This window comes from Duganella sp. S19_KUP01_CR8, assembly GCF_036688705.1.
In the GTDB taxonomy this organism is placed as follows: Bacteria; Pseudomonadota; Gammaproteobacteria; order Burkholderiales; family Burkholderiaceae_D; genus Rugamonas.
This window is the reverse complement of sequence record NZ_JAQQPR010000002.1, coordinates 391,368-411,185: the sequence shown is the minus strand read 5'-3', so window position 1 is coordinate 411,185 and position 19,818 is coordinate 391,368. Positions and strand designations below refer to the sequence as shown.

The 19,818-nt window shown below is 64.3% G+C and carries 19 protein-coding genes; 4 read left to right on the top strand and 15 right to left on the bottom strand.

The annotated features are described in order from the left end of the window. Positions 1–4: 4 nt before the first annotated feature. On the top strand, positions 5–2,017 hold the full coding sequence (locus tag V6M89_RS03635) for a peptidase U32 family protein (protein ID WP_332851874.1): 2,013 nt from the start codon (positions 5–7) through the stop codon (positions 2,015–2,017). On the opposite strand, the gene V6M89_RS03630 is transcribed toward V6M89_RS03635, so the two are convergent. The 6 genes from V6M89_RS03630 to gcl form a co-directional block, all read right to left on the bottom strand. Next, positions 1,933–2,787 carry an urea transporter gene (locus tag V6M89_RS03630; protein ID WP_332851873.1) on the bottom strand — a complete coding sequence of 285 codons (855 nt, stop codon included), beginning with the start codon at positions 2,785–2,787 and terminating at the stop codon, positions 1,933–1,935. The two genes, V6M89_RS03635 and V6M89_RS03630, sit on opposite strands and share 85 nt — an antisense overlap. Before the next feature lie 32 nt (positions 2,788–2,819). Then, positions 2,820–4,259, bottom strand: a complete 1,440-nt coding sequence (gene pyk, locus V6M89_RS03625; RefSeq protein WP_332851872.1) for a pyruvate kinase — start codon at positions 4,257–4,259, stop codon at positions 2,820–2,822. 14 nt (positions 4,260–4,273) lie between these two features. Continuing rightward, positions 4,274–5,542 (bottom strand): glycerate kinase type-2 family protein, encoded by a 1,269-nt coding sequence (locus V6M89_RS03620; RefSeq protein WP_332851871.1) that lies wholly within the window; start codon positions 5,540–5,542, stop codon positions 4,274–4,276. Further along, on the bottom strand, positions 5,542–6,429 hold the full coding sequence (locus tag V6M89_RS03615; RefSeq protein ID WP_026334569.1) for a 2-hydroxy-3-oxopropionate reductase: 888 nt from the start codon (positions 6,427–6,429) through the stop codon (positions 5,542–5,544). The genes V6M89_RS03620 and V6M89_RS03615 overlap by 1 nt, the downstream gene beginning before the upstream one ends. Before the next feature lie 112 nt (positions 6,430–6,541). Continuing rightward, complete coding sequence (gene hyi / locus V6M89_RS03610) at positions 6,542–7,321, bottom strand: hydroxypyruvate isomerase (protein ID WP_332851870.1); 780 nt, start codon at positions 7,319–7,321, stop codon at positions 6,542–6,544. An 11-nt stretch (positions 7,322–7,332) separates the two neighbouring features. Continuing rightward, positions 7,333–9,108 carry a glyoxylate carboligase gene (gene gcl / locus V6M89_RS03605; protein WP_116989146.1) on the bottom strand — a complete coding sequence of 592 codons (1,776 nt, stop codon included), beginning with the start codon at positions 9,106–9,108 and terminating at the stop codon, positions 7,333–7,335. Between the two features lie 129 nt (positions 9,109–9,237). On the opposite strand from gcl, the gene V6M89_RS03600 reads away from it, so the two are divergent. Next, positions 9,238–10,146 (top strand): LysR family transcriptional regulator, encoded by a 909-nt coding sequence (locus tag V6M89_RS03600; RefSeq protein WP_332851869.1) that lies wholly within the window; start codon positions 9,238–9,240, stop codon positions 10,144–10,146. Here V6M89_RS03600 and V6M89_RS03595 read toward each other — a convergent pair. Continuing rightward, a complete protein-coding gene (locus V6M89_RS03595; RefSeq protein ID WP_332851868.1) occupies positions 10,136–10,762 on the bottom strand; it encodes a PEP-CTERM sorting domain-containing protein in 627 nt (208 codons plus the stop codon). The genes V6M89_RS03600 and V6M89_RS03595 overlap by 11 nt on opposite strands. Positions 10,763–10,773: 11 nt before the next feature. Then, positions 10,774–11,163 (bottom strand): hypothetical protein, encoded by a 390-nt coding sequence (locus tag V6M89_RS03590; protein ID WP_332851867.1) that lies wholly within the window; start codon positions 11,161–11,163, stop codon positions 10,774–10,776. Positions 11,164–11,289: 126 nt separating this feature from the next. Here V6M89_RS03590 and V6M89_RS03585 point away from each other — a divergent pair, with 126 nt between their 5' ends. Further along, positions 11,290–12,030, top strand: coding sequence for a DUF481 domain-containing protein (locus V6M89_RS03585; protein ID WP_332851866.1), 741 nt, complete (start codon positions 11,290–11,292; stop codon positions 12,028–12,030). Between the two features lie 5 nt (positions 12,031–12,035). On the opposite strand, the gene V6M89_RS03580 is transcribed toward V6M89_RS03585, so the two are convergent. The 3 genes from V6M89_RS03580 to V6M89_RS03570 are packed head-to-tail and all read right to left on the bottom strand — an operon-like array spanning position 12,036 to position 14,394. Beyond that, positions 12,036–12,794, bottom strand: a complete 759-nt coding sequence (locus tag V6M89_RS03580) for a LytR/AlgR family response regulator transcription factor (RefSeq protein ID WP_332851865.1) — start codon at positions 12,792–12,794, stop codon at positions 12,036–12,038. After that, the gene (locus tag V6M89_RS03575; protein WP_332851864.1) at positions 12,791–13,825 is read right to left on the bottom strand and encodes a sensor histidine kinase; all 1,035 of its coding nucleotides are present in this window, start codon (positions 13,823–13,825) and stop codon (positions 12,791–12,793) included. Before V6M89_RS03575 ends, V6M89_RS03580 begins: the two co-directional genes overlap by 4 nt. After that, positions 13,822–14,394, bottom strand: coding sequence for a transcriptional regulator (locus V6M89_RS03570; protein ID WP_332851863.1), 573 nt, complete (start codon positions 14,392–14,394; stop codon positions 13,822–13,824). The genes V6M89_RS03575 and V6M89_RS03570 overlap by 4 nt, the downstream gene beginning before the upstream one ends. Positions 14,395–14,663: 269 nt before the next feature. Here V6M89_RS03570 and purT point away from each other — a divergent pair, with 269 nt between their 5' ends. Next, positions 14,664–15,875: a formate-dependent phosphoribosylglycinamide formyltransferase gene (gene purT / locus V6M89_RS03565; protein ID WP_332851862.1), complete on the top strand. Its 1,212-nt coding sequence runs from the start codon at positions 14,664–14,666 to the stop codon at positions 15,873–15,875. Positions 15,876–15,890: 15 nt separating this feature from the next. On the opposite strand, the gene V6M89_RS03560 is transcribed toward purT, so the two are convergent. The 4 genes from V6M89_RS03560 to V6M89_RS03545 are packed head-to-tail and all read right to left on the bottom strand — an operon-like array spanning position 15,891 to position 19,814. Continuing rightward, positions 15,891–16,643, bottom strand: coding sequence for a LytR/AlgR family response regulator transcription factor (locus V6M89_RS03560; RefSeq protein ID WP_332851902.1), 753 nt, complete (start codon positions 16,641–16,643; stop codon positions 15,891–15,893). Between the two features lie 20 nt (positions 16,644–16,663). Next, positions 16,664–17,857 (bottom strand): sensor histidine kinase, encoded by a 1,194-nt coding sequence (locus tag V6M89_RS03555; protein WP_332851861.1) that lies wholly within the window; start codon positions 17,855–17,857, stop codon positions 16,664–16,666. 17 nt (positions 17,858–17,874) lie between these two features. Beyond that, complete coding sequence (locus V6M89_RS03550) at positions 17,875–19,374, bottom strand: carotenoid oxygenase family protein (protein ID WP_332851860.1); 1,500 nt, start codon at positions 19,372–19,374, stop codon at positions 17,875–17,877. 14 nt (positions 19,375–19,388) lie between these two features. After that, positions 19,389–19,814 (bottom strand): DUF2141 domain-containing protein, encoded by a 426-nt coding sequence (locus V6M89_RS03545; RefSeq protein WP_332851859.1) that lies wholly within the window; start codon positions 19,812–19,814, stop codon positions 19,389–19,391. Positions 19,815–19,818 lie beyond the last annotated feature (4 nt).

Sequence of the window (19,818 nt, the reverse complement as noted above, 5' to 3'; positions counted from 1 at the left end):
CATCATGTCACTGCTAGATCACCAACTCGAACTGCTGGCGCCAGCCAAAACCGCTGAGATAGGCCGCGAAGCCATATTGCACGGGGCCGACGCCGTGTACATCGGCGGGCCGGCATTCGGCGCCCGCCACAACGCCAGCAACACCATCGAGGAGATCTCCGCCCTGGTGGATTTCGCGCACCGCTACCGCTCGCGCATCTTCGTCACGCTGAACACCATCCTGCATGACTCCGAGCTCGATGCGGCGCGCAAGCAGATTTGGCAGCTGTACAACGCCGGCGTCGATGCGTTGATCGTGCAGGACATGGGCCTGCTCGAAATGGACCTGCCGCCTATCCAGCTGCACGCCAGCACCCAGTGCGACATCCGCACCATGGAAAAGGCGCGCTTCCTGGGCGCGGTCGGTTTCTCCCAGCTGGTGCTGGCGCGCGAACTGACCATCGAACAAATCCGCAAGATCCGCGCGGAAGTCGATACGCCGCTGGAATACTTCATCCACGGCGCCCTGTGCGTGGCCTACTCGGGCCAGTGCTATATCTCGCACGCGGACAACGGCCGCAGCGCCAACCGCGGCGACTGCTCGCAAGCCTGCCGCCTGCCGTACACGCTCAGCGACGGCCAGGGCCGCGTGGTGGCCTACGAAAAGCACCTGCTGTCGATGAAGGACAATGACCAGAGCCGTAACCTGGAAGCGCTGGTGGATGCAGGCATCCGCTCCTTCAAGATCGAGGGGCGCTACAAGGATATGGGCTACGTGAAGAACATCACCGCCCACTACCGGCTGCTGCTGGATGAAATCATGGAGCGCCGCACCGAATTCACCCGCGCGGCGAGCGGCCACACCCGCATCCTGTTCACGCCGGACGTGGACAAGACCTTCCACCGCGGCCACACCGACTACTTCGCCAATGGCCGCAAGGAGGAAATCGGCGCCTTCGATTCGCCCAAGTATGTGGGTGTTGAGCTGGGCGTGGTCGACCGCCTTGGCCTGGACTACTTCGACATCGTCACCAATGCGCCGATGGCCAATGGCGATGGCCTGAATTACATGCTCAAACGCGAAACGGTCGGCATCCAGGCCAACCGCGCCCAGAAGCTGGACGACGTCGACGACGGCCAGCTGTGGCGCGTATTCCCGAACGAGGACATGCGCACGCTGAGCGGCCTCAAACCCGGCACCACCGTGCTCCGCAACCGCGATCACCAGTGGGAAGCGACCTTGCAGAAGAAATCTTCCGAGCGCAAGGTGTCGCTGCAGATGGAACTGGGCGAGCACGCCCACGGCCTGCGCCTGTCGCTGCGGGACGAGGATGGTATCTGCAGCAGCACCGACGCCACCTTGACGCTGGAACCGGCGCAGCAGGCGGCGCAGGCCGACGCCTCCCTGCGCTCCCACTTGGGAAAATTGGGCAGCACGATGTTCGAAGCGGACGGCATCGAGTTGAAGCTTACGCAGCCATGGTTCGTGCCGGCCGGCGTCATCAACGGCCTGCGTCGCGACGCCATCGCAGCGCACGAGGCGGCGCGCCTGGCGGCCTGGGAGCGCCCGGCCCGCAAGAAGCCCGCGCAGCCCCGCGCCGTTTATCCGGACACGCAGCTGAGCTACCTGGCCAATGTCTACAACGAGAAGGCACGCGCCTTCTATCACAACCACGGCGTGCAGCTGATCGCCGCCGCCTATGAATCGCACGAGGAAGCGGGCGAAGTGCCGCTGATGATCACCAAGCACTGCCTGCGCTTCTCGTTCAACCTCTGCCCGAAGCAGGCCAAGGGCGTGCAAGGCGTTCAGGGCCAGGTGCGCGCGGAGCCCATGACATTGGTGAGCGGCGACGAGACCTACACCCTGCGCTTCGATTGCAAACCCTGCGAGATGCACGTGGTCGGCGCCATGAAGCCGGGCATCCTGAACTCTCCTCCACCGTCGAACGTCGCCTACTCGCCGCTGACCTTCCACCGCCAACGCCCGCACGCCGGCAACAACAGCCAGGTCGCCAGCACGAACGGGGCGGTAAAGTAGGACAGGCCGGCCGCGCCCAGCGCCACGCAGAGCAGGATGGTCAGCGCTGGTCCCAGCAGGCGCTGGGATCGGGAGCGTTCGAAGGTAGCCAGTGCCAGCGCGGTCAAGGCGCTGTTGATGCCCATGCCGGTGGCCTGGCTGCTGACGATAGTCCAATTCAGCATCCATTCAGCGCTGCTCGCGACACACCAGGCCAGGACGGCGCCATACAGCATCCACATGGCCAGCTGCCAACGGCGGCGGGCCAGCGCAACCCATACCAACATGCCGAGTGCGGCCGGACCGACGAAGCTGACCTGGCCCAGCGCGCAAAACAGGAAGCTGGACGGAGCCAGGCTGCAGGCTGTGTCGGTGACTTGCGCCATCGATCGCAAACCCAGTAGCGGCGCGCAAGCATCGGTCAGCCACATCGCGGCCACGAACAGGGAAGTCAGCACAGGGACGCCGGCACGTTGTGCGACGCGGCTGAACAATGCGGTCAACACGGCAATGATGGCAATCCAGGCCAGCAGCGCGGAGCTGAACTGGTAGCCGGCGCACAGGCCAACCCCGCTCAGCGCGGCGTTGAAGCTGTACAGGCCCTGGCGGCGGTCTTCATCGGGGAATGCCAGCGCCCAGGCCGTCGCCGACGCGACGCAGGCGCCAACCAGACAGCCCAGCGCCAACACCGGCTGGGTCAGATACAGGCAAAGCAGCAGGACCGTGCCGAATATCGGCGAGTCCTGAAGGTATATCTGCGCTATCGCCGTCAACTGGCGTTGCAGCACCATCGGCACTGCAACGCGAGAAGCCGACGATAAAATCACGCTGCCGCCGGCTCGTCGTCCGGCCAGATCTGCGCGATACGCAGCAAGTTGGTGCTGCCCGGCTGGCCGAACGGCACGCCCGCCGTGATCGCGATCTGGTCGCCCGGCTTGCCGAAGCCTTCCCGCAGCGCTGCCTGGCAGGCCGCAGCCACCATGCGATCCACATTGCGCACATCAGGGCTCACCGTCGAGTGCACACCCCACGCCAGCGCCAGGCGGCGTGCCGTCGACAGGTTCGGTGTGATGCTCAGGATAGGCGCCATCGGCCGCTCGCGCGCCGCGCGCAGGCTGGTGTGGCCGGAGCTGGTGTAGGTCACCGTCGCCACCGCGCCAACGATCTGCGTCACATCGCGCAACGCCGAGCAAATCGCGTCGCCGCTGTTCGGCATTGGCGCCTGGTTCTGGGCGTCGATCATCTGGCGATACAGCGGATCCTTCTCCACTTCACAGATGATGCGGTTCATCATGGACACCGCTTCCGTCGGATAGCTGCCGCTGGCCGATTCGGCCGACAGCATCACCGCATCCGCGCCGTCATAGATCGCACTGGCGACGTCCGAAGCTTCAGCACGCGTCGGCACCGGCGCCGAAATCATCGACTCCAGCATCTGCGTGGCGATCACAATCGGCTTGCCTTGCAGGCGACAGGCGCGCAGGATGCGCTTCTGCACGCCCGGCACACGCTCCGGCGGAACTTCCACGCCAAGGTCGCCGCGCGCCACCATGATCGCGTCGGAAACCGCGACGATGGCATCGAGTGCGTCCAACGCCGCCGGCTTCTCCAGCTTCGCCAGAAGCGATGCACGGTTGCCGACGATGGCGCGAGCCTGCACCAGATCTTCCGGTCGCTGCACAAACGACAGCGCAATCCAGTCCGCCCCCATTTCCAGCGCAAAGTCCAGGTCGCGCAGGTCTTTCTCGGTCAGCGCCGGGATAGGCAGCACCACGTCCGGCACGTTGACGCCCTTGCGGTCCGACAGCACGCCGCCGTTGACGACCCGGGTGCGTATCACGCGGCCTTCATTGCCCAGCACCGCCAGCCGCAGCTTGCCGTCATCCAGCAGCAGCGATTGGCCGGCGCCGATCACTTCGAACAGCTCCGGGTGCGGCAGGCATACGCGCTGCGCGGTGCCAGGCGCGGTATCGCGGTCCAGCGCAAACTCCTGCCCCGCCACCAGCGTCACTTTGCCTTCGGCGAACTGGCCCACGCGCAGTTTGGGTCCCTGCAGATCTGCCAGGATGGCGATCGGCCGGCCGACACTGCGTTCGATTTCACGCACGATGTTGCAGCGCGCCTGATGGTCCTGATGGGTGCCGTGGCTGAAGTTAAAGCGGAACACATCGGCGCCCGCTTCAAACAAAGCCTGGATGGCCTCCTTGGTGCTGCTGGCAGGGCCGAGCGTGGCCACGATTTTGGCCTGACGTTGACGTCGCATTGGGTATTCCTTTTTTACAGAATTAAAACGGCGCGGAAGTCGTTGACGTTGGTGCGGGTCGGGCCGCTGACCACCAGGTCGTTCAACGCGCTGAAGTAGCCGTAGCCGTCGTTGTTTTCCAGCAGAGTCTTGGCCCGCAGCTTCTGCGTCAGGCCGCGTTCCAGCGAATCCGGTCCATACAGCGCGCCGGCGTTGTCCTCGGAACCGTCGATGCCGTCGGTATCGCAGGCCACCGCGTGGATGCCGGGATGGCCGTCCAGCGCCACCGCAAGGCTGAGCAGGAATTCGGCATTGCGTCCGCCGCGTCCCGAACCGCGCACCGTCACCGTGGTCTCGCCGCCGGAGATGATGACGCAAGGACGTTGGAACGGCTGGCCGCGCGTCGCCACCTGCCGGGCCATCGCAGCGTGGACGATGGCGACATCGCGCGATTCGCCTTCGATACCGTCGGACAGGATGTAGGGCGTGATGCCGACTGCGGCAGCGTGCGCTGCCGCCGCCTCCAGCGCGTCCTGCGCGATGGCGATGACGTGGTGGCTGTTGCGGGCGAAGCGTGGATCGCCCGGCTTAGGCGTCTCGCCGGCGCCGGATTCCAGATGTTCGCGGATGCTGTCCGGGATGGCGATGTCATACTTGCGCAGCACCGCCAGCGCATCGGCGCAGGTGGTTGGATCGGGCAGCGTCGGGCCGCTGGCGATGATGCCGGGATCGTCGCCAGGGACGTCCGAAATCAGCAGCGTCACCACGCGGGCCGGCGCGCAAGCCAGCGCCAGCCGGCCGCCCTTGATGGCCGACAGGTGCTTGCGCACGCAGTTCATCTCGGAGATCGCGGCGCCGCTCCTCAGCAAGGCCTTGTTCAGCGCCTGCTTCTGCTCCAGCGTGATGCTGGGCGCCGGCAATGCCAGCAGCGAGGAACCGCCGCCGGAGATCAGGCATATCACCAGATCGTTTTCGCTCAAGCCCTTTACCATGTCCATCATGCGGCCGGCGGCGGCAAGTCCCGCTGCGTCCGGGACCGGATGAGCCGCTTCGATCACTTCGATGCGCTCGCAGTCCACGCCATGCTCGTAGCGCGTGACGACCAGCCCGGAGATGTCACCTTTCCAGTGACGTTCGACGGCGCGCGCCATGGCGGCGGCGCCCTTGCCTGCGCCGATCACCAGCGTGCGGCCGTTCTTCGGCGGCTCCGGCAGATACGCCGGCAGGCATTTCTCGGCACTGACAGCGTCCACCGCGCTGCCATACAGATCGAGCAGGAATTGGCGTGGATTCAGGGTACTCATTACGCCTCGGCGATCTGGTGGTTAGACATGATTTCAATCGCGCGGCACAGTGCCGAGTGGTCCATGCCGCCCAAGCCATTGGCCGCGCAGGCATTCATCAGTTCCTGCGCCATCGCGGTATTCGGCAGCGAAACACCCATCGCCTTGGCGCCTTGCAGGGCCAGGTTCAAGTCCTTCTGGTGCAGTTCAATGCGGAAGCCCGGATTGAAGGTGCGCTTGACCATGCGCTCGCCGTGCACTTCCAGGATGCGCGAGTTGGCGAAGCCGCCCATCAGCGCCGAGCGTACCTTGGCAGGATCTGCGCCGGCCTTGGATGCGAACAGCAGCGCCTCGGCCACGGCCTGGATGTTCAGCGCCACGATGATCTGGTTGGCGACCTTGGTGGTCTGGCCGTCGCCGTTACCGCCGACCAGGGTGATGTTCTTGCCCATCAGTTCAAACAGCGGCTTGACGATTTCGAACGCCGCTTCCGAGCCGCCGACCATGATCGTCAGCGAGCCGGCTTTGGCGCCGACTTCACCGCCGGACACCGGCGCATCCAGGTATTCGCAACCGAGCGCATTGATCTTCTTGGCGAACTTCTTGGTTTCGATCGGCGAGATCGAGCTCATGTCGACCACGATGGTGTTAGGACGCAGGCCCTTGGCCACGCCTTCTTCACCGAACAGCGCTGCTTCAACGTGCGGCGTATCCGGCACCATGACGATGATGATGTCGGCGCGTGCGGCCACTTCGGCGGCCGAGGTGCAGACCGTCGCACCGGCTTCGATCAGCGGGAACGGCGGGTTCTTGATGTCGTGCAGGTACAGTTTGTGACCACCGTTCAGCAGATGCTGCGCCATCGGTGCGCCCATGATACCCAGACCAATAAATCCAACTCGAGACATGATATTTTCCTTTAGATATTATGTTGACTTGTCGTTCCCGCGCACGCGGGAACCCATACTTCGCATCCGCCGCCACCTCGGCATGGAGGGAATGACGTGGCGGTGGCCGCCATTACAGCCCGTGAGCGGCGCGCCAGCCCAGGCCAGCTTCGGTGGTGGTGCTTGGCTTGTATTCGCAGCCGATCCAGCCGTCGTAGCCCGAGGCGTCCAACTGCTCGAACAGGTAGCGGTAGTTGATTTCGCCGGTGCCCGGTTCGTTGCGGCCGGGGTTATCCGCCAGCTGCACGTGGCCGATCAACGACAGGTTCTTCTTGATGGTGTTCGTCAGTTCGCCTTCCATGCGCTGCATGTGATAGATGTCGTACTGGATGAACAGGTTGTCCGAACCGGTGGCGGCGATCAGCGACGCCGCCTGCGCGGTATTGGTCAAGAAGAAGCCGGGTATGTCGTAGCTGTTGATCGGTTCAATCAACAGGCGGATGCCCTCGTCCTTCAACGCCGCGGCGGCGAAGCGCAGGTTGTCCACCAGCGTGACCTGCGCGTCCTGCCGCGTCACGCCCTGCGGCGTGATGCCAACCAGGCAGTTCACCTGCTTGACGCCCAGTTCCTTGGCGTAGGCGATGGCGGTCCACACGCCGTCACGGAATTCCGCAACGCGGTCCGGGTGGCAGGCGATGCCGCGCTCACCGGCTTCCCAGTGACCTGCCGGCAGGTTATGGAGCACCAGTTCCAGCTGGTTGGCCTTCAGGCGCTCGGACAGGTCGCGGGCGCTGTAGGCATACGGGAACAGGAACTCCACCGCCTGGAAACCGGCGCGGGCCGCTGCCTCGAAGCGCTCGATGAACGGCACTTCGGTGAACAGCATGGTCAGGTTGGCTGCAAGTTTGGTCATGACGATTCCTCTCAGTCCAGCAGGGAGATTGCGGTTGGTGCGTCGGTGCCGCGCAGCGCCAGCTCTTCGAACTCGTTGACCTTGTCGAGATCAGTGCCCATGGCGATATTGGTCACGCGCTCCAGGATGATTTCCACCACCACCGGCACCTTGAACTCTTCCATCCACTTGTGGGCTTGCTCGAAGGCGGCCGGCAGATCGTCTGCATTCATGACACGGATCGCTTTGCAACCCAGGCCTTCGACCACTGCAACGTGATCGACGCCGTAGCCGTTCAGCTCAGGAGCGTTGATGTTCTCAAACGCCAGCTGGACGCAGTAATCCATGTCGAAGCCGCGCTGGGATTGACGGATCAGGCCCAGGTAGGAGTTGTTGACCACAACGTGCAGGTAAGGCAGCTTGAATTGCGCGCCCACGGCCAGTTCTTCGATCATGAACTGGAAGTCGTAGTCTCCCGAAATCGCCACCACTTTGCGCTGCGGGTCGGCGGCGACCACACCCAGCGCTGCCGAGATGGTCCAGCCCAGCGGGCCAGCCTGGCCGCAGTTGATCCAGTGGCGTGCGTTGTACACGTGCAGGAACTGCGCGGCGGCGATCTGCGACAGGCCGATGGTGCTGACGTAGCAGGTGTTGCGGTCGAAAGCCTTGTTCATTTCTTCGTACACGCGCTGCGGCTTGACCGGCACTTGTTCGAAGTGGGTCTTGCGCTGCATGGTGCGCTTGCGTTCCTGGCACTGCGATACCCATGCCGAGCGGTTTTTCAGCTTGCCTGCGGCTTTCCACTCGGTGGCGACTTCGATCATCAGCTTCAGCGCGGCGCCGGCGTCGGAGACGATGCCGAAGTCCGGACCGAAGACGCGGCCGATCTGGGTTGGTTCGATGTCGATGTGGACGAACTTGCGGTCCTTGGTGTACACCTCGATGGTGCCGGTGTGGCGGTTGGCCCAGCGGTTACCGATACCGAACACGAAGTCCGATGCCAGCACGGTGGCGTTGCCGTAGCGGTGGCTGGTTTGCAGACCGGCCATGCCGACCATCAGCGGGTGATCGTCAGGGATGCAGCCCCACGCCATCAGGGTCGGGATCACTGGAATGCCGGTCAGTTCGGCGAATTGCACCAGCAGTTCGGATGCGTCGGCGTTGATTACGCCGCCGCCCGGGGTCAGGATCGGGTTCTCGGCGTCGTTCAGCATCGTCAGTGCTTTTTCGATCTGGGCGCGGGTGGCTTTAGGCTTGTAGGCTTCCAGCGGCTGGTAGGTGTCCGGATCGAATTCGATTTCGGCCATCTGCACGTCGAACGGCAGGTCGACCAGCACCGGGCCTGGGCGGCCGGAGCGCATGATGTGGAAAGCCTGCTGGAACACCATCGGCACCAGCGCCGGCTCACGCACGGTCACGGCCCACTTGGTCACCGGCTTGGCGATCGATTCGATATCGACTGCCTGGAAGTCCTCTTTGTACAGGCGGGCACGCGGGGCCTGGCCGGTGATGCAGAGGATAGGTATGGAATCTGCCTGGGCCGAATACAGGCCGGTGATCATGTCGGTGCCCGCCGGGCCGGAGGTGCCGATGCAGACGCCGATGTTGCCGGCCTTGGCGCGGGTGTAGCCCTCGGCCATGTGCGAGGCGCCTTCGACGTGACGCGCCAGAATGTGCTTGGCGCTGCCCTGCTTCTTCAACGCCGCGTAGAATGGGTTGATTGCGGCGCCCGGAACTCCGAACACCTGATTCACGCCCTCTTTTTCCAAAACGATTGCTGCTGCCTGCGCTGCTGTCATCCGTGCCATGATTGTCCCCTGAGGTTAAGTACTGAATTGATGGGATCATCGTAGCGGGAAAGATCGGCCGTGATAAGAAGACAAACTCTCGCTTTATTCGATACTCAAAATACGGAATAAGTGTGGAATAATCTGCATATGGATAAATTGACGCAAATCGAGGCCTTCGTCGACGTGGCCGAAAAGGGCAGCCTGGTGCGCGCGGCGATGGGCCAGCACATCACGCCCGTCATGCTGGGCAGGCGTATCGACGCATTGGAAAAGCGCCTGGGCGTGAAGCTGATGCACCGTACCACCCGCCACCTGACGCTGACCGAACAAGGCACGCTCTATCTGGACCATTGCCGCAAATTGCTCGCGGATCTGGGCCATGCGGACCGTATGGTGTCCGAGGGGCGGCACCGGGCCACTGGCCACCTGATCGTCTCGGCGCCGGCCGCATTCGGCCGCAAGCACGTGGCGCCCCATGCGGCGGGCTTTGTGCGCGCGCATCCGGACGTGCAGATATCGTTCAACCTGACCGACCGCGTGGTCGATCTGGTGCGGGATGGCTATGACGTCGGCATCCGCATCGGTGGCGTGATCGACCCGAGCTTCGTCGCCGTCAAGCTGGCCAGCAACCGGCGCGTGGTATGCGGCACGCCGGACTACTTCGAGCGTCACGGCATTCCGCGCACGCTGGACGATCTGTCGCAGCACAACTGCCTGGCCTTCAACCTGCAGGGCGGCCAGCAGCGCGGCTGGTACTTCCAGGATGGCGGCAAACAGGTGACGGTGCGGGCGGATGGGAATTTGAACTGCAACGACGGCGAACTGCTGCACCGCTGGGCTACCGAGGGCTTGGGCCTGGCGTGGCGCTCGTCGTGGGAGATCCAGTCGCAACTGGCGTCAGGAGAGCTGATTACGGTGCTGGACGATTACGCGCTGCCGCAGTACGACATCGTGGCCGTGTATCCGCAGCAGCGCCACCTGCCGGCCAAGGTACGGTTCTTCATCGACATGCTGAAGGAGATCTACGCCCGGCCGGACTATTGGCTTACGAGTTGAATTTCCTGCGGCCGGCGAATGCCAGCGTAGCCAGGCCCGCGAGCAGCATCAGGTAGCTGGCCGGCTCCGGCACCGCCGGTGGATCGCCAGCGCCGCCCGATCCATCATCGGCAACCCACGCCCCCATCGCCTGGAACTCGGCGATCGAATAGTGATTGTCGCCGCTTGCGGAGATGCGGAAGCCCCGCGCCACTACCGGCGCCACCAAAGGACCGCCATACAGGTTTTGTCCCGGAGGATTGCGGTCGGTTTCGACGGTGGTCAACGATTGCCAGACGCGGTCACGGTCGAGGAACTCGATGCGATAGTCGTCATTGTTATCGGCCTCCAGCACTAGCCGGTTGACCAGCGCCGCGCGCGCCAGCGTGATGACCACGCCGCTCTGCCCACCGGACCAATACACCGAATCGAAATTCCACTGCTGGCCGATCGGATTGAATGCACCGTCCGTCACGCTGTCGAGCCGCGCCATGCCGCCGCCCCACGCGGCGCCAGCGGAGTCGCCCATGCCGTCGCCGTATGAGGTGACATCGGCGAGATAGGCTACGTTGTCATCGGCGCTGGCCGCGCAGGAGAACATCACTGAAACCAGAACTGCTAAGGTTAAAATCTTCATGCCGGCTCCCGTTAGCGCAGCGAGACCAGACGCTGACGGCGCATCTCGTCGTCCATCTGCATGGTTTGATATGCTGCCTGCAGCGTTCCGGCGTCCATTCCTATGCTCTTGCGCACCAAAGGACGCGGCAGATCTGCCCAGCGGCTGCGCGGCAGCGGCGCTGCCGGCAAAGCCGCTGGCGCACTGACCGCCGCAGGCACGACACCGCCGCTATTGATCGCGACGCCCACCGCACCGTCATCGCTGGCCTCCGGCCGGCTCTCCTGCGGACAATCGGCATCGGTCAACAGCACCTTGCCTTCCGGGGAAACGCAGCGATTAACGGCGGCGCTGGCGCAAACCGTTCCGGCGACTAGTCCAACACATAACAACAACTGTGACACTCTGAGTGCGGCGTTCATGATCGATATCCCTTTGTAAAGTATATTGATACTCTCGCAAGCTTAGTTTTTTTTCTGTACGGCCTCGCACGTACCAGTCGCGCTCGTTTGAATGCGTTGTTTTTCGAGCCAAGGTAAAATATCGCCATGAAAGCGATCTTCCTTATCCCCACACTGACACTGGTCCACGGCCTTGCGGCTGCGGATACCGCCCCTGTACATGGCTGGAACAACTCCGCCGAACTGGGCGCGATCTCCACTTCCGGTAACACGGTCGGTACTTCGGTGACCGGCAAGCTGGATGCCAAGCAGGAGCTGCCCGACTGGAGCAACGAGTACATCCTGGCCGGCTACTTCAAGGACGAGCAAGTCACGCAAGCCGACGGCGAAAAAGTGCGCGAGCGTTCCGCCCAGCGTTATTCATTCTCCGCCAAGGCCGCATACAAGCTGCTTCAGGATCACGACAAGCTGTTTGCGCTGGCGACCCACGTCAACGATAAATTCGGCGCCTACACGCGCTACTCCACCGTGGGCGTCGGCTACGGCACCGAGACTTATAAAACGCCGGACCACAGCCTGGACGTGGAAATAGGCCCTGGCTATTTCAACGGCACCCGTTCGACCGGTGAATCGGAGAGCGGCATGACCGTGCGTGGCGCGGCCAACCTGAAATGGAAATTGAGCGACAGCGCCCTGTTCACCCAGAACCTGAGCGTGGAACGCGGCACGTCGAACATCCACTCGCTGGCAGAGACGGCGCTGCGCACAAAGATCAACAGCACCATGCAGATGAAGGCCGCGTTCAGCGTCCGCAACGACACCAATGTGCCGGAAGATAAAAAGAACACCGATACCCAAACGTCGGTGACGCTGGTCTATTCGTTCTGATAGCGCTACATGCCCTTGAACCGGTGCTGGAAGCGCTGGCTCACGGGCAGCTTGTCCTTGTGATCGCGCAGGCTTAGCCACAAGGCGCCGTCGGCATCGCGACTGACGGCGGCGATCCGCTTGACCGCCACCACATAGCCCCGGTGTATCTGCCAGAATCCCGCGTCTTCCAGTTCGGAGGCCAGTTCCTTCAGCGGCGTGCGGATGTGGGCTTCGGCCTGCTGCGGCGTTACCACCCGCGTGTATTTGAACTCCGCACAGAAGTAAATCACTTCGCTCAAGTCGATGAAATGTATCGAGTTGCCGACGGTCGCCTGCAACCATGACGGCGCGGCCGGCTTGGGCGACAGCTGCTGCATCAGCCTTGCCAGGTCCGGCGGCGGCGTGCCAAGACGGGCACGCACCCGCTCGATGGCCCGTACCAGGCGTACGGGATCGGTGGGCTTGAGCACATAGTCGATCGCGCCTTCGTCAAAAGCTGCCAGCGCATGCTCCTGGTAAGCGGTGACAAACACCACGTGCGTGCGCACTCCGAAGGTGCGCGCCACTTCCAGTCCGCTCAGCCCCGGCATGCGGATGTCGAGAAAAGCGACGTCCGGTTCCATCGCGCGCGCCAGGCGCAGTGCTTCGTAGCCATCGCCCGCCTCGGCCACCAGTTCGGCCTCGGGCCACAACGCGGCCAGCGATTGGCGTAATTCCGCGCGCAGCAAAGGCTCGTCGTCCGCGATCAGTATGCGCGGGCGATGGTGTGACATCGACATCATGCGGCTCCCAACGGTAAGGTGATTTCTGCTTCGGTCCAGCCGTCCGCCGCCACTTGCAGCCGGAATCCGGCCGCGCCGCCATGCAAGGCCGCCAGCCGCTCGCGCAGGTTGCGCAGTCCGACACCGCTACCCAGCACGGATTTTCCGGGACCGGCGCCGTTGTCGCGCACCGCCACCACCAGCGCGCCTTCGCGACGGCGCACCAGCATGCGCACGGTGACATTGCCGGGATGCGGCTCGACGCCATGCTGCACGGCGTTTTCCACCAGCGGCATCAGCATCAACGGCGGCAGTTCCACCGCGCCCAGTTCGGCTGGACAGTCGATCTCGAATTGCAGGCGCTCGCCGAAGCGTATCCCCATCAGCGCCAGATAGTGCCCCGCCAGTTCGCATTCGCGGCCGAGGCTGGACATCGGGCTGCGCAAATCCGGCAAGGCGGTGTGCAGATAGCCGATCAGGTGATCGAGCATCGCCACCGCGCGTTCGGGATCGTGGCGCGCCAGATAGCGCGTATTGGCCAGCGTGTTGTACAGGAAGTGCGGCTCGATCTGCGCCTGCAAGGCCTTCAGGTCGGCGGACAGCGCGGCCTGCGTCAGCTGCGCCATCTGCAAATCACGCGACTGCTGCTGCGCGATCCACAGGCGCGGCGCCAGCAGCAGCAAAGCCAACGCCGCCACGGAGAGCTGCACCAGCAGATCATTGTGCGTGATGACGCCAACGGCGCCCAGGCCTGCGTGATACAGCAATCCGGTCAACCAGCTCGACAAGCCTATGGACAGCAGCAGGGCCGGCCACAAGAAACGCCAGTCGCGCAGCCAGCCGGCGCGGCCCAGCAAAGCCAGCATGCCTGCACCGCTGGACGCCGTCGGCAGCAGCATGGCGCCGAACAGCGCGAGCAAGGTATAGGCCCGCAGCAGCAGGCAAACCAGCGCGAAGCCGGCCACCAGCGCGGCGCTCAACGCCTGTTGAGGGGCGGTGCTGGCCGCCGCCGCTTTCATCGCCTGGTAGCCGTCGCCGGCGACGGCATTCATAAGGTCGGCGACTCCGGCAGCTTGCTGCGGTGCTGAGCGTCAACCGGCACGTCTTTGCCCACCACTTCGAACGACAACTCGTCTATCCAGACCTGTCCGGTGCCGGCGTTGATCACGCCGAAATTGATGGACGTCGCTTCCTCCGGCACATCCAGCGTAACGCTGCGGGTCTGCCAGTCCGAGGTGCCGGTGATCGGCTTGTCCTGGCTGTTGTAGAAGGCCAGGGTGCTGCCGCGCGCCTGGCCATCGACCCGCATCCAAAGCCCGGCCCAGTTGCTCACATCGCGCGACTTGACGCGCGCCTGGAAGCGCACCCGCTGGCCCAGGTAACGCTGCGATGACACCGCCTGGGCCAGCGTGGCCCAGCTCTTGTCCTCGCCCTGCGCATAGCGCAAGAACTTGGAGCCCTTGCCGCTCGTGGTTTCAACGCTGTCTATCCCTACCTGGTAGGACGACGGCGTCGCTCCGGTCACAAACCATGGCGCCGGCAGCTTGCCGGTCGATTCAGCGGCGACCACCCACAGCGAAGTGGCGGCGAGTGCGGCGGCAATTACGTGCATTGGTTTCATCTTTTCTCCTTAGTCATGTCCATGACGAGATGTCATGGTCACACTGTGCCTCACGCCTCGGCGGCGCGGGCGGCCATGCGACCGGCGCGGCCTGTGGCGGATAAACGCGGCCGGCCTGCGATAAGCGCCGCGATTAATCCGATGCCAAGGTTGCGCTTATTATAACGCCGCTACCGCTGTCCAAAATAGCCGGGTTTTGCTATAGTCGGCCCGCGCGGCGCTGCGGCTGCGCACCATCTACCGTTTCCCCTTTATTCCCGGACGATCACATGAACACTCCCCGCATTTTCGGCACTCCCCTGTCTCCCACCGCCACCAAAGTCATGCTGCTCGGCTCCGGTGAACTCGGCAAGGAAGTCATCATCGCCTTGCAGCGCCTGGGCGTGGAAGTGATCGCCGTCGACCGTTATCCGAATGCGCCGGGCCACCAGGTCGCGCATCGCGCCCACGTCATCAACATGGCCGACGGCGCCGCGCTGGCCGCGCTGATCGAACAGGAAAAGCCTGACCTGATCGTGCCGGAGATCGAAGCCATCGCCACCGACACCCTGGCCGCGCTGGAAAAAGCCGGCAAGATCACCTGCATCCCGACCGCGCGCGCCGCCCAACTGACCATGAACCGCGAAGGCATCCGCTGCCTGGCCGCCGAAACCCTGGGCCTGGCGACGTCGCCATACCGCTTCGCCAGCAGCCTGGCGGAACTGGAGGCAGCCACCGCCGCCATCGGCTTCCCGTGCGTGATCAAGCCGGTCATGTCGTCATCGGGCAAAGGCCAGTCCAAGATCGACAGCGCCGCCGAAGTCAAAGCCGCATGGGACTACGCCGCCGCCGGCAGCCGCGTGGACTCGGGCCGCGTCATCGTCGAAGGCTTCATCGACTTCGACTACGAAATCACGCTGCTGACGGTGCGCTCAATCGGAGCCGACGGCCAGGTCGTGACCCAGTTCTGCGATCCGATCGGCCACGTACAGGTGCAAGGCGACTACGTCGAATCCTGGCAGCCGTGCCGCATGAATCCACTGGCGCTGGCGCGCTCCCGCGACATCGCCGAAAAAGTCACCGGCGACCTTGGTGGCCTGGGCCTGTTCGGCGTCGAGCTGTTCGTCAAGGAAGACATGGTCTGGTTCTCGGAAGTGAGTCCGCGCCCGCACGACACCGGCATGGTGACCATGGCGACCCAGGTGCAAAGCGAATTCGAACTGCACGCCAAGGCCATCCTCGGCCTGCCGGTCAATGTGGCGTTGAAGGCGCCTGGCGCGTCGGCCGTCATCTACGGCCAGCATGAGGCGGCGGGCATCGCCTTCGAAGGCGTGGCCGAGGCGCTACGTGTGCCGGGCACCGACATCCGCCTGTTCGGCAAGCCGGAATCGTTCGCGCGCCGCCGCATGGGCGTGGCGCTGGCCGTCGCCGACGATGTGGAAACCGCTCGCCTGCGCGCCAAGGAAGCGGCGGCCAAGGTCAAGCCGGTACTGGGTAAGTAAGTCCCTGCGCCGTGGCTACATCTGCCGGAACAGGTCGACGTAGTTACGGCTGACCACCAGCTGCTCGTCGCGCCCCTTCAGCTGCACCATCAGGCGGCCGCGAAAATCCTGGCGGGTGCCGGCCACGTGGCGCGCGGCGACGATCACGCTGCGGTGTATCTGCCAGAACTGCTGCTCGTCCAGCTGCTCGCGCAGCTTGCTGATCGGTGTGCGTATCAGGCTCTCGCCGTCGGCCAGGAACACGCTGGTGTATTTGTCGTTGCTCTGGAAGTAGATCACCTCGTCGATGGCGATCAGGCGTGTGTGTTCGCCTTGCGAGGCGCGTATCCATTGCAAGGTCGGCGCCGGTGCTGCGGCGACCGGCGCGGCGCCTCCCAGCTGCTGCAACAGCGCTTGCAGCGTCGCCGCCGTGACGCCCGCCGCTGCCGGAGCGCTTGAGCGCAACGCCGCCTTCAGCTTGTTCACCGTCTTATCCAGCCGCTCCAGGCTGGCGGGCTTCAACAGATAATCGACCGCCGAATGTTCGAACGCCTCCACCGCATACTGGTCGAAGGCCGTGACGAACACAATGTGCGGCGGCTTGGCGCCGGCCACCAGCCGCGCGGCCACGTCCAGCCCCGTCATGCCGGGCATGCGGATGTCGAGGAACACCACGTCCGGCGCTTCCTCGTCGATCAGGCGCAGCGCTTCGAGGCCGTTGGCGGCCTTGGCCACCACCTTCAATTCCGGCCACGCCGTCTTCAGCTGGCCTTCCAGGTAGTCACGCAGATGTTCTTCATCATCTGCAATCAGGGCACGGAGTGTATCGATGTCGGACTCGCATTTAAAGGCAGCATGAGGCGTACCGTCATGCCACAGGGTTGATTTTCCAATAATTCTACCTTAGCCGCGCCACCGTACATACTACGCAGGCGTTCGCGCAGATTGCTCAGCCCTACCCCACCGCCCGGCTTGGCCGACATGGTGCTGCCCAGGCCAACTCCGGTGTCGCTGATTTGCAGGTATAGATGCTCGCCTTCCACGCGCGCGCTGACGACAATCTCGCCGCCCTCCACCTTCGGCTCCAGGCCGTGCGAGATCGCATTCTCCACCACCGGTTGCAGCAGCATCGGCGCGATGGCGAACTGGCGCAAGGCATCGGGCACTTCGATACGATAGCGCAGCCGCTCCCCCATGCGCACCGCCAGCACATCCAGGTAGGCCGCGATCAACCTGGTCTCGGAGCCCAGCGTGGCTTCCTCACTGCGGCTGGCCGCCAGGCTGGCGCGCAGGTAGTCGATGAAGCGTTCCAGCATGTGCTGGGCCTTGGCCGGCTGCGGGACTATCAGGCTTACCACGTTGGCCAGGGTGTTGTACAGGAAGTGGGGTTCGATCTGCGCCTGCAATGCGCGCAGCCGGGCTTCCGCCAGCAGGCGTGCGGTGGAGGCGATCAACTCCTGTTGCCGCGCCTTTTCCATCGCCTGCGCCACCCGCCGCTCGGCGCTGCTGCTTACCACGTACATCAGCACTGCGACCGCCACGGCGACCAACAGCGACTGGTTCAGCGCACTGCGGTTGTCCATCACCTGCGCGACGCCTTGGCCGTTCAACAGCGCGGTCCCCAACCCGAGGCCGAGCAGCACGCTGGTCCCCACCAGCACGATGTTAAACACCAGTCGCGGCAAGCCTTGCGCGCGGCGCGGCCAGCCGCCGCTGACGGCGTTGGCCAGCAGGTGGCCGAAGTGGATCAGGAAGCCGATCAGGTTCGAAATCAGCAGCATCGGCAGCCAATGCCCCACCACCAGGCGCTCGCTCCCCGAATACAGCACATCGACCGCCGTCAGGACCGTACCCAACCCGCAGTTCCAGATCAGGGTGTACAGCAGGTTGCGCCGCGTCGACGCCGGCCGGCGCCGGAAAAACGGCATCATGTCCAACGGATGCGCCAACCGCGCGGGGTTGGCGCCCGAGAGCGCCGTGGCTTGCTTGCTGCTGTGGTTCATCGTCGTATCCAAAATATTCAGGCCGGCAGAAAGTTACCATGAAAGCATAGCGGAGACACATAAGACAGCCGCGCCATCGCGCGCGGACCGGCCTTGACGTTGTGCGCATCAAACACCGTCAGCACGGTCTGGCGCCGGCGTGTGTCTTGTGCCACGCCCACCAGGTAGCCGTCGGTCTCGGAACGGGCGCCGCGTCGCGGCACCAGCACATGCTCTTCCACTTGCCAGCCGGCGTCGAAGCGGTAGCTGTCCGCCTTGCCGCTGTCGATGTCGATCAGGTTGACGGTGTTGAGCAGATAGTCCGTGCTGCCGGGCGCCACGCCCAGCACCGCCAGCTTGCGGTGGCGCGCCGACACCACCTGCGGCGCCACCCTGGGGAATTCGCTGGCGCCGAACAGCCGCGCCTCGCGCGCCTCGCCTTTGGCGTAGTCCAGCGTGATCTGCACCGTGCTGGAGCCTTCATGGAAAGGCCGCATCTCACCGTGCATGACCAAGCCAAGTTCGGGCAGCATGTCGCCCTCGTGCATGATCGCATCGAGCCGCGTGCAGGCGCCGTCTTCGAACGCGTTCCCGAGATGGAACACCGAACGCGCCGGCAGTTCGAACACCTGGCGCAGCTGCAGCGTGTCCTTGGCGATGACGACCACGCGCAGCGGCCGGGAATCTCCAGCCCAGTGCAGGCTCTCGCCCAGGCTGACCTCCGGGCCGGGCCGCATATCGTACGGCGGCACCAGGAAGATCAGGTGACGGGCGCTGACGACGAAATCGTGCACCATGTTCAGCTGCGGCACGTCGATCATGCCGGTGCGCGCCACTTCCCCCGCCGCGTTCAGGCGGTAGATCATCAACTTGTCCGCGCCGGGCATGTTCCCGAAGTTCCACAGGCCGCCCTCCGGATCGAGCTTGGGATGGGCGGAAAACGGCATCGCCTTCAGGTCCGGCCGCCAGGTCTTGATGCCACGCGTTTCCAGCGTTTGCGGATCGACTTCGACGGCGGAGCCGCCCTCCCACAGCGCGTACACGCGGCCGGCCAGCGGCAGCAGGTTGGTGTTGGCCGCATTCATCGTATCGTTGTTCTTGGCCGACTTGCGGCTGACAAAAGTACCGAAGGCCGGATACAGGAACTGGCCCGCCGCCGCCTCCTCGGTGAACTTCTGGGTGGCGACGAAACGGCCGCGATGACTGACCTTGCCACCGCCGATCTGCCAGCGCTGCGCGTAGCCGTCGCCGTCGAACCAGTGGTGATAGCGCTCGCCGCCCAACTCAAAGCGGCCTGGTCCGTTGCGGTAGAAGACGCCTTGCAGGTCGTCCGGTATGCGGCCGTGGACCGCTGCGTCGCCGGACAGCTCGCCGCTGGCGCCGGCAAACGGCGCCAGCCTGGCGTTGTGCTCCAGCGCCTGGTGGAAGCGGCGGTAGGTGTCGCTGTCGGCCAGCGCGGCGCCGGAACTCAGGCCCAGTGCGGCCAGGCTGATACTGCGGGACAGGAACTGACGGCGCTCGTTCAAGGTGTGGCTCATGTCATCCTCCCCGATCAGCGCACGTTGACACTGGTCGCAGCGCCGGCGGCAGGCAGCGCAAAGCGCGCGGCCGCATAGTCCGGGGGGCCGAATTTGCCCATGGCGTTGTTGCTGAAGGCGTAGTCCTCGGTCGGTATGCCGATCAGGTTGCTGTCCATTTTGCCGTTGGCGTTCGCATCGTGGTACAGCGAAAAAGCGTAGTCGCCGGCCGGCAGGTCCTTGAACTCGATCTGCGTGGCGCCCTTCACGGCCGGCGCGGCCGCCGTGCGGAACGGCTTGCCCAGGTAGGTCTCGGCGGAGTTGTACAGGGCGACCATGATCTGGCCGTCGGCGCTGGAGACGCCGGTCACGGCGATCTTCAGGTCGGCGGCGGCGGCGGGCGACAGCGCCAGGATGGACATGATGGACAGGACGGCGGCGGCAAGGCGGGTGGATCGCATGATG